The following is an 8,942-nucleotide window of genomic DNA, read 5'->3' as shown; positions in this document are numbered from 1 at the left end:
ACATTGGGGGCCCTCCGGGCCCCCCCATGGGGAAACCCCCCACACCTCTTGCGGAGCCAGGTGCCCGCAGGCGTGACTCGCGTGCTTGAGCACGGGACTCACGTGATCAGAGACGGAACTCGCGTGACTGGAGGCCGCACTCGAGTGTGCGGCGTCTGATCACGCGAGTCCCGGCCTCGATCACGCGAGTTCCGGTCTGGAGCACGCGAGTTCCGGCCTGGAGCACGCGAGTTCCGTCTCTGACCACATGGGTGCGGTGCATGATCACGTGAGTGCGGGGTCAGGCTCGTTCGAGGAAAGGCGTCAGCAGGTCCGGGACGGATTCCTCCGCGAGCAGCAGGCCCTGCTCCTCCCCCGCGTCGTACACCGAGTACGCCCCGGTCCCGGCCGCCGTGGTCGCCACGACGGTCAGCAATCCCTTGCGCCGCTGGAAGATCGACTGCTTGACCGTCCAGCCGATCACGCCGTCGCGCTCCAGGGCGAACGTGCTCCGCCGCACGGTCCCGTGCCGTCCCACCAGGTATCGCCCGGTGATCCCGTGCCCGAGGTTGCGGTAGGCGTCCAGCGCCAGCAGCACCGACACCGGCAGCAGGACGACACCGAGCGCGGCGCCGATCACCAGCAGGACGTCGGTCAGCAGGAAGCCGAGGATCGCGAAGATCGCCAGCAGGACCACCACCGAACCGACCCACCAGCGCAGCAACCGTCCCCGCGCCGCGCGGGGATGCCCGGCGAGCCGGACGGCTTCGGTCGGCGAAACCGGTTCGCGCAGGACCTCCGCGGCGATCCGGGTGGCCGTCGCGACCGGCGCGGCGGGCAGGAGCGTGTGGTAGTCGGTTTTGTCCTGGTCGTCGCTCTGCCGCATGCCGGTGGCGATCGCGTCGACGCGGGCCGCGCCGGAGATCCGGTTCCCGAGCGGCTCGACGAGTTCGACGCCGCGCATCCGGCGTTCCTCGATCGAGATCGAGCGTGTGGTGAACAGCCCGCGCCGCACTCGCAGCGTGCCGCCTGCTTCGCGGTCGAGCCGGTAGTTCCACCACATCTCGATCCACAGGCCCAGCGCGCCGATCACGCCGACGACCATCGCGATCGCCAGCAGGATCAGGATCGCCACCACCAGCGGGATACCGCTGAACAGACCGATCACCCAGTCGATCAGGCCCTTCTGCAACCCCGCCCATTCGGAGATCTGCATGAGCCCGCCGCCCGCGGCGAGGCCGAGCGCCGGGGAGAGGAACGACATCGGCGCGTAGCGGATCCAGCTCCGGTCCAGCTCGGCGAGCGGCGCGTCGTCGTCGTCGGTTTCCGCGATTTCCGCGCGGCGCAGCAGATCCGCGCGCAGCCGCTCGGCCTCGGCGCGCGAGACCGGGTTGAGCTTGATCCTGCCCTGCCCGCCCGACTCGTGCGAGCCGGTGCCGATGGTCACCACGGCGACGCCGAACAGCCGGTGCAGCGGGTTGGCGGTCAGGTCGACGTTGCGGATCCGTTCGCGTTGCAAGGATTTCCGCGAGCGGAAGACCAGGGTGAACGCCGTCTCCAGCCGGTCCGGCGTGACCCGGTACCGCACTCCCTTCCAATAGAACAGTTCCGCCAGCACGCCACCGCCGATGAGCACCAGCCCACCGCCCACGACCCAGGCGAGAGCGACCCAGAGCCGGCCTCCACCGCCCACGATCGCGGCCGCGGTCGGGATCGCCGCCGCGATCGCCGCGCCCGTCATCGTCAGCGCGGTGACGGGGAGCGTCCGCTTGTCGAGCGTGCTCCAGCCCTCGAACTCGTCCGAGGTCATGTCGCGTCACCCGGCGTCGCCTGCGTCGTTTCCGTGAGCTGCTCCGCCAGGCTCGCGGCCAGTTCGTGGTCGAGCCCGCGGATCTTGACCGCGCCGCGCGCCGACGCCGTGGTGACCGTGACGGTCGCGAGCTCGAACATCTGCTGCAGCGGCCCGCGCAGGGTGTCCACGGTCTGGATCCGCGACATCGGCGCGACCCGCCACTCCTGCCAGAAGAACCCGGAACGCGCGTACACCGCGGTCTCCGTGACCTCCCAGCGGTGCACCTTGAACCACCACACCGGCATCGCGAGCACCCAGACCAGGCCGAGCACCGCGAACACCGCCGCCGGCGTCAGCAGCCAGAACCGCGCGGGCGGGATGAGCAGCCCGAGCAGCACCAGCACCAGCACTGGTGAGATCCAGAAAAGCGTTCCCTGCAGCCGCCACCAGCCCACGACCCGCTTGTCCAGCGCGTTCCGCGGCGGCCTCAGCCGCACCTTCCCCCGATCGGCTTCCACCGAGTCCTCCCCCGACGAATCGTTTACAATGCGATCGCATCGTAATAGCGTGGGACAGTAGTGGCAATGCGATCGCATTGCAAACGGCGGAATGGATGGTGAAGGTGCCGAAGCAGGTGGATCACGCCGCGCGGCGCGCGGAGATCGCCGAGGCACTGACGCGGCTGACGGCCACGCGCGGTCTCGAAGGGGTCAGCCTGCGGCACGTCGCCGCCGAGGCGGGCATGTCGATGGGCTTGGTGCAGCACTACTTCAAGACCAAGGACGAGATGCTGCTGTTCGCGATCGAGCGCCGCTCGCAGCTCTACGAAGAGGGCATCAAGGCCCGGCTGGAGTCCGGCGAGGTGCCTTCGACGCCCCGGTCCATCCTGCGCGCGATCATCGCCGAGATCCTGCCGCTCGACGAACGCCGTCGCGGCGACTGGCTGATGGGCGTCGCGTTCTTCATCCGCTCGATTTCCGACCCCTCCTTCGGGGTCGCGCTCACCGATGGCGTACCGCAGCTGTTCGAACTGTTCGCCGTGCTGATCCGCCAGGGCCAGGAGGCGGGCGATGTCGACAAGTCGGCCGACGCGATGCACGAATCGACGATCCTGTGGGCGCTCGCCGATTCGCAGGGCACCAACATCGTGATGAAGCACCGGACGCCGGACGAGGCGATGTCCACTGTGGACTACTACCTCGACCGGCTGTTCGGCTCAGCTCCCGCTGCCGGATGACACGGCCGACGCCCGCACCGCGCGCAGTTCCCGGAACAGCTTCCGCAGCGCGGGAACCGCGTCCCCGCCCCGCTCGCCCAGTTCCTCGATCCGGTCCTTGTACTGACGCCTGTCCTTGCCGGAAACGACGTCCTTGAGCTCGACGGCCGCGGCCAGCGCGGTGAGGGCGGCGTCGCTCGCGTCCACATCGGACACCGGCGAAGGTCCGCGCAAGGTCTGATCGACCGAGGCCCGCAGCCTGTCGACGGTCGCGGTGTCCCGCACGATCGGGTTCCGCGACGGGAACAGGCCGAGCACCTTGCCGTTCTTGAGCTCGATCACGCCCGCCGTTTCCAGCTGGGACTCCAGTGCCTCCAACGTGCCGCGCGCGTCCTTGCGCACCCACCATTTCCACTTGCGGGGGCTTTCTCCCGCGATCTCGGTGAGCATCTCGTCGAGGACGAGGTCACCGGTCGGCCCGGCGCCCGACGCCGCGACCTTGCCGTCGTCGTCGGCGACCCGGCCGCGCAGCACGAGGTCGGTCAGCGCGGCACCGCGGATCATCAGGCGCGCCCGCTGCCGGTCGCGCAGTTTGTTCTTCCCGACGTCACAGGCGAGCAGATATGCCTTGGCGGGCAACGAAAGTTCGGTCATCGTCAATGCCTTTCCAGCTTGGGCCAGATTTCGTCCCAGGAACCCTGTCTGCCGTCATACCGCCACAGCAGCCCTTCCACCACCGGGGTCACCGTGGTGAAGTACGGCTTGAGCAGTCCCGGATCGAAGCCGAGGAACAGCACGCTGTCCGCGGACTCCGGTGGCCGGTCGAAGTACCAGTAGCCGCGGTGGCCACTGTAAACGTGATCGATGCCGTACCGCTGACCGTAGAACTCGGTCGCGGCGGCGAACGGATAGATCTCGGCGTACACGGCGGTGCGTGCCCGCTGCTCCGGCGGCAGCGCCGCGTAGGTCTCGCCGACCGCCTTGACCAGCTCCTGCTGCGGCAGTTCACCTCCGGCGAAGGAACTGCCGAGCGTGATCGGGCCGAAGCTCGTCCGGGTCATGGTCGCCGGGTAGATCGGCAGGCCGGCGAGGGTGATCACCGCCGAGAGCACCATCGCGGGCCAGGCCACCAGCCGCCACTTGGGAACATGCTGGGCGAAGCCGGTCGCCGCCGCGGCGAACGGCAGCGCGAAGACGCTCATCAGGTAGTAGGAACGGCCGTGCAGCAGCAGGAACGCCACGATGAGCGCGGCTACAGCTACCCCCAGGAAGCGATAGCCGCGAAGTTCACGCGAGAAGATCAGCCGGACGAGGCCGTAGACGAACGCGAGCACGCCCGCGCCGACGCCCGCCGTCAGGAACCCGTCGCGCAGGAAGGGCCAGGTGCCGGGGAACTCCGCCGAGACGACGTCGTTCATGATCAGATACGGCCAGCCGTTCGAGGCCTGCCAGACCAGCGTCGGGATCGTCGCGACGACGGCGATTCCCGCGCCCAGCCACAGTTTCGGGCGCCGCAGGAGCTCTCTCGGACCGAGCACGAGCGCGGCGAGCAAGGCCAGCGCCCAGAAGGCGGGGATGAGGAACTTCGTCTCCAGCGAGATCGCGGTGACCACGCCCGCCCAGACCAGCAGCCCGTCACGGCGGACGCGCACCCAGCGGACGACCAGCCAGACGATCACCGTCCAGAGGAACGGGTCGAACACGTAGGTGCCGATCCAGTGGCTGACGATGATCACCCCGGACGACGCGTAGAGCCCGGCCGCGAGCACCTGCGCGCCGCGTCCGCCGCCCAGTTCCCTGGCGATCAGCGCGGTGACGACCACTCCGGCGGCCGCCGCCAGGGCCATCGGCAGGCGCAGCATCACCAGCGAACCGGGGAACAGCGTGTCCATCGCCCCGGCCAGCGCGGGAATGAGCGGTGGCTGGTCGAAGTACCCCCACGCCAGGTGTTCCCGGCCCGCCATCAGGAAGTACAGCTCGTCGAAGCCGTGCGCGTAGCGGCCGCTCGTGGCCAGAAGCGCGGCGGCGGCCAGCGCGGCGACGACGAACACCGGTAGTCGGGCGAAGGCCTGCTCCCGTCCTGTTCGGACTGTTTGGGTCGCGATGTCCATGAGCTCCAGTCCACCGGAGACGGTCGTGGCGGGAAACCGGGTAAGGAGGGTGATCGGATAGACGAAAGTTGCGGATCTCCCCGCCGTCGGTGAGCTGCTGGTTACCGTGACCGGGTGGAAAGAAGCAGGTCGTTCCGGCCGGGTCCGGTCGACACCTTGTGGCTCACGCTGGCCGCGTTCGCCTTCGTGGGCCTGGACATCACGCTGTACGTGTTCGGCGAACCGACGACAGGCTGGGCGGGCCCCGCCGCGGGCGTCACCTTGCAGGTGGCCCTCGATCTCTCGCTGGTCCTGCTGTTCCGGTATCCGCGGCTGGTCGCGGGGCTGGTCGTGGCGGGCGGGCTGCTGATGCTCGCCTCCGACCTGTTCTCCCCCGGGCTGCTGGTGCCGGAGCGGCAGCTGACGCTGATGACCGTCCCGACGATCACCCCGGTGGTGCTGAGCCAGCTGGCCCGCCTGATCGACCGGCGGACCCTGCTCTGGCTGACCGCGATCCTGGTGGTCTGCGCGTCGCGGCCGTGGGACGCGCAGTGGAACACGACCCCGTTCGGCCTCCTGGGCACGGCGCTGCCGACCACGCTTTCGCTGTATTTCGAGGCGCGGCGCCAGTTGCTGCGCTCGCTGCGGGACCGGGCCGAACGCGCCGAACGCGAACAGCACCTGCTCGCCGAACGCGCCCGCGGCGAGGAACGGCGGAAACTGGCCGAGGAGATGCACGACGTCGTCACGCATCGGCTGAGCCTGATGGTGCTGCACGCCGGCGCGCTCGGCATCGTCTCGGCGGACGAGGCGGTGCGGACCTCCGCCGAGGGCATCCGGCGCGAGGGCGCGCTGGCCCTGGACGAACTGCGTGATCTCGTCGGGGTGCTGCGCAACGGCGCGAACGCCGGGCCGCGCACGCTCACCGACGGCGCGGCGGGTGATCCGGCGACGCTGGTCGCGGAATCGGCGTCGGTGGGCATCCCGACCGAACTGACCGTGCACGGCGATCCCGGGCGGATCTCCCCCACCGTCGCCCGCACGGCGTACCGCGTCGTGCAGGAGGCGCTGACGAACGTCCGCAAGCACGCGCCGGGCTCGACAGCGACCGTCGAACTCCGCTATCACGCGGGCGGGCTGGACATCACGGTGGAGAACACGCGGGCGGGCGCCGCCCCGGATCCGGCGCTGGCGGGGAGCGGTTCCGGCGCGGGACTGGCCGGGCTGCGGCAGCGCGTCGAGCTGATCGGCGGCCGCTTCGACGCGGGGCCGCGAACGGGCGGCGGGTACCGCGTCGGTGCGATACTTCCGGCCTACGTCCCGACGGCGGAAGGAGATCGGTGATCCGGGTGGTCGTCGTCGACGACGAACCGATGGTCTGCGCGCATCTGCGGACGATCCTCGGTTCCGCGGCCGACATCGAGGTCGTGGCGCAGGCCCAGGACGGCGCCGAGGCGGTCGAGGCCGTGGTCCGGCACCGGCCGCGCGTGGTGCTGATGGACCTGCGGATGCCCGGTGTCGACGGGCTCACCGCCATCGAACGGATCGCGAAACTCCCCGAGCCGCCCGCGGTCGTCGCGCTGACGACGTTCGACGCGGACACCTACGTCATCCGCGCGCTGCGGGCGGGCGCGGCCGGGTTCCTGGTGAAGTCCACGCCGCCGGAGGACCTGATCGGCCTGGTCCGGGTCGCGGCGGACGGGCACACGGTGCTCTCCCCCGAAGCGGCGCAGCGGCTCGTGGCGATGTCGGCGGACGGACGGCGTCGCGGTGACGACGCGCGCCGGAAGACCGACGGGCTGACCGAACGCGAGACGGATGTCCTGGCCTGTCTCGGCGAAGGACTGTCCAATGCGGACATCGCGGCGCGGCTGCACCTGGCCGAGGCGACGGTGAAGAGCTACGTGTCGCGGATGCTGGTGAAGCTGGACTGCACGAACCGGACCCAGGCGGGTCTGCTGGCGCACGAGGCCGGCTTGGTCAAGCGGTGAGCTGCCCGTCGTGGGCACGGCGCGCGTCGAGGACCTCGCCCATGTGGACACGGGCCCACTTGTCGAGCATCTCGAGTGGTTCGGCGAGGTTGCGGCCGAGCGCGGTGAGCTCGTACTCGACGTGCGGCGGGATCTCCGGGTACGCGGTGCGCGTCAGGATGCCGTCGCGGACGAGGCTGCGCAGCGTCTGCGTGAGGACCTTCTGCGAGATGCCGCGCACGCGTTTGCCGATCTCGGTGAACCGGAGCGGGCCGTCGCCGAGCACGCCGACGATCAGCACGGTCCACTGATCGCCGATGCGGTCGAGCAGCGCGCGGGTGGGGCAGTCGGGGTCGTACGGGTTTCCGAGCACGTGACCTCCTCACTCTCTCCGGGAGAGTAACACGCCTAATGAGAGGGAGTGGGCTGCATCAGCGCCTCGAACAACAGGATCAGGTGACGGCGGCCGCGTTCCCAGCGCGCCTCCAGTTCGGTCTGATCGCGGGTCGCCCAGCTGGCGATGAGGATGCCGCGGACGACGTCCATCGCCGTGTACACCGCGTGCAGGAACTCCGGATGCGCCGAATGGTCCGGCAGCAGCGCCTTGCCGAACTCGACCAGGCTGCTCGTCGCGATCGGCTCGACCACCGCCATCTGGGCGCGCAGTTCCGCGTCGGTCCGCGAGGCCACCCACAGCTCGACGGTCGCCGAGAAGACCGGGCCCTGATGCATCTCCCACAGCAGTTGCAACGCGTCCCCGACCGGGTCGGCCGACGCCTTGAGCCGGTCGATCTCGGCCATCGCGACCTCGGTGCGCTTGGCCGCGAGATGCCGGATCGCAGAGGTGACGAGGTCGGTCTTGGTGGGGAAATGGTGCACCTGCGCGCCGCGGGTCACCCCGGCGCGATCCGCGACGCGGGTGGTCGTGGTGCCCGCGTAGCCGTACTCGACGAGACAGTCGATCGTGGCGTCGAGCAGCCTGACGCGCATCGCGGCGCTGCGTTCCTCCTGCGTGCGTCGTGGGGCTGCCATGCGCCTACTTTATGGGGCGCCTCGCGAGGCCCGCGCCACGAGGCCGTCGACCATGCGCCCGAAGAAGCGGCCGAGGAACCGGCGATAGAGCCCTCCGGTGCCGGGGATCTTGGGGACGAACGACGCGTGCCAGTGGATGTCGGTGCCGCCGAGCGCGGGCGTGAGGTCGACGTACGCGCGGTAGTCGCGCAGCGGCATCCCCTTGCGCAACGTGTAGCCGAAGCGTTTGCCGGGTTCGAGCGCGATGACCTCTTCGCAGGCGTTGACGCCGTTCGTGCTGAAGACGCCGATGGCGCCGAGGCCGTTCTGGTCGCCCTTCTCCAGGAGGCGGAACTTGCCCAGCGGAGACCAGTCGGGCCAGTGCTCGCGGTCTTCGAGGAGGGCGTAGACGGCTTCGGGGCTCGCGCTCGTGTGGCCGTTCGCGGAAATGCGCTGGATCTTCACCATGCGGACTCCTTCTCTGCTCAACGATGGGCGCCGTACCGAACACGTCCCGAGCGCCTCGCTCGAGACGATGAGTGTCCCAGGCGTGGCGCTCGGGACACTCTCACTCTGGGCAACACCTCCGAGCCGGTCACCCGCGCATCCAGAGGGCCTATTGGGCGGTAAGTCAAATATGGCACGGTCGATCTTGCCGAGAAGGTCTTCTTCGCTGCCCTGAGGGCAGGGTTCGGACTGGCCGGAGTGTCCACAGGGGACACTTAACAGCGATTGAGCGTCCGTTTCATGCCCGTATGAGCTGTTCCGTGTGAGGTCGTGAGTGATAAAGAGGGTTAGAACCCACATTTTGAAAGAACACCCCCACGCAAAACATCGCCAAATTACCAAAAAAGGCGGGACACCGGGGGGGGGGGTGTGTGTGT

The 8,942-nt window shown here is 69.4% G+C and carries 10 protein-coding genes; 3 read left to right on the top strand and 7 right to left on the bottom strand.

The annotated features are described in order from the left end of the window. Positions 1–280: 280 nt before the first annotated feature. Both ACFWMR_RS31605 and ACFWMR_RS31600 read right to left on the bottom strand, forming a co-directional pair. A complete protein-coding gene (locus tag ACFWMR_RS31605; protein ID WP_378381022.1) occupies positions 281–1,789 on the bottom strand; it encodes a PH domain-containing protein in 1,509 nt (502 codons plus the stop codon). After that, complete coding sequence (locus ACFWMR_RS31600) at positions 1,786–2,289, bottom strand: PH domain-containing protein (protein ID WP_093935698.1); 504 nt, start codon at positions 2,287–2,289, stop codon at positions 1,786–1,788. The genes ACFWMR_RS31605 and ACFWMR_RS31600 overlap by 4 nt, the downstream gene beginning before the upstream one ends. Positions 2,290–2,384: 95 nt before the next feature. On the opposite strand from ACFWMR_RS31600, the gene ACFWMR_RS31595 reads away from it, so the two are divergent. Then, entirely contained in the window at positions 2,385–3,008 is a 624-nt protein-coding gene (locus tag ACFWMR_RS31595) for a TetR/AcrR family transcriptional regulator (RefSeq protein ID WP_093935699.1), read from the top strand. Here ACFWMR_RS31595 and ACFWMR_RS31590 read toward each other — a convergent pair. Together ACFWMR_RS31590 and ACFWMR_RS31585 are read right to left on the bottom strand one after the other, a co-directional pair. Further along, positions 2,988–3,641 (bottom strand): GOLPH3/VPS74 family protein, encoded by a 654-nt coding sequence (locus ACFWMR_RS31590; RefSeq protein WP_378276437.1) that lies wholly within the window; start codon positions 3,639–3,641, stop codon positions 2,988–2,990. The two genes, ACFWMR_RS31595 and ACFWMR_RS31590, sit on opposite strands and share 21 nt — an antisense overlap. Positions 3,642–3,643: 2 nt before the next feature. Then, positions 3,644–5,098 (bottom strand): ArnT family glycosyltransferase, encoded by a 1,455-nt coding sequence (locus ACFWMR_RS31585; RefSeq protein ID WP_378381021.1) that lies wholly within the window; start codon positions 5,096–5,098, stop codon positions 3,644–3,646. Positions 5,099–5,212: 114 nt separating this feature from the next. Between ACFWMR_RS31585 and ACFWMR_RS31580 the strand changes: the two genes are divergently transcribed. Both ACFWMR_RS31580 and ACFWMR_RS31575 read left to right on the top strand, forming a co-directional pair. Next, a complete protein-coding gene (locus tag ACFWMR_RS31580) occupies positions 5,213–6,421 on the top strand; it encodes a sensor histidine kinase (RefSeq protein ID WP_378381019.1) in 1,209 nt (402 codons plus the stop codon). Continuing rightward, positions 6,418–7,068, top strand: a complete 651-nt coding sequence (locus ACFWMR_RS31575) for a response regulator transcription factor (protein WP_093935703.1) — start codon at positions 6,418–6,420, stop codon at positions 7,066–7,068. The genes ACFWMR_RS31580 and ACFWMR_RS31575 overlap by 4 nt, the downstream gene beginning before the upstream one ends. Here ACFWMR_RS31575 and ACFWMR_RS31570 read toward each other — a convergent pair. Genes ACFWMR_RS31570 through ACFWMR_RS31560 form a run of 3 tightly spaced genes read right to left on the bottom strand, consistent with a single transcriptional unit; the run spans position 7,058 to position 8,526 of the window. Next, on the bottom strand, positions 7,058–7,420 hold the full coding sequence (locus tag ACFWMR_RS31570; protein ID WP_378276434.1) for a winged helix-turn-helix transcriptional regulator: 363 nt from the start codon (positions 7,418–7,420) through the stop codon (positions 7,058–7,060). The two genes, ACFWMR_RS31575 and ACFWMR_RS31570, sit on opposite strands and share 11 nt — an antisense overlap. A 35-nt stretch (positions 7,421–7,455) precedes the next feature. Continuing rightward, positions 7,456–8,037, bottom strand: coding sequence for a TetR/AcrR family transcriptional regulator (locus ACFWMR_RS31565; RefSeq protein WP_093935705.1), 582 nt, complete (start codon positions 8,035–8,037; stop codon positions 7,456–7,458). Positions 8,038–8,088: 51 nt separating this feature from the next. Beyond that, positions 8,089–8,526 carry an SRPBCC family protein gene (locus ACFWMR_RS31560; protein ID WP_378381018.1) on the bottom strand — a complete coding sequence of 146 codons (438 nt, stop codon included), beginning with the start codon at positions 8,524–8,526 and terminating at the stop codon, positions 8,089–8,091. Between the last annotated feature and the right edge of the window lie 416 nt (positions 8,527–8,942).

The organism is Amycolatopsis thailandensis, assembly GCF_042723255.1.
GTDB lineage: Bacteria > Actinomycetota > Actinomycetes > Mycobacteriales > Pseudonocardiaceae > Amycolatopsis > Amycolatopsis thailandensis.
Note: the sequence above shows the minus strand (reverse complement) of the source record. Positions and strands in the feature narration are given on the sequence as shown.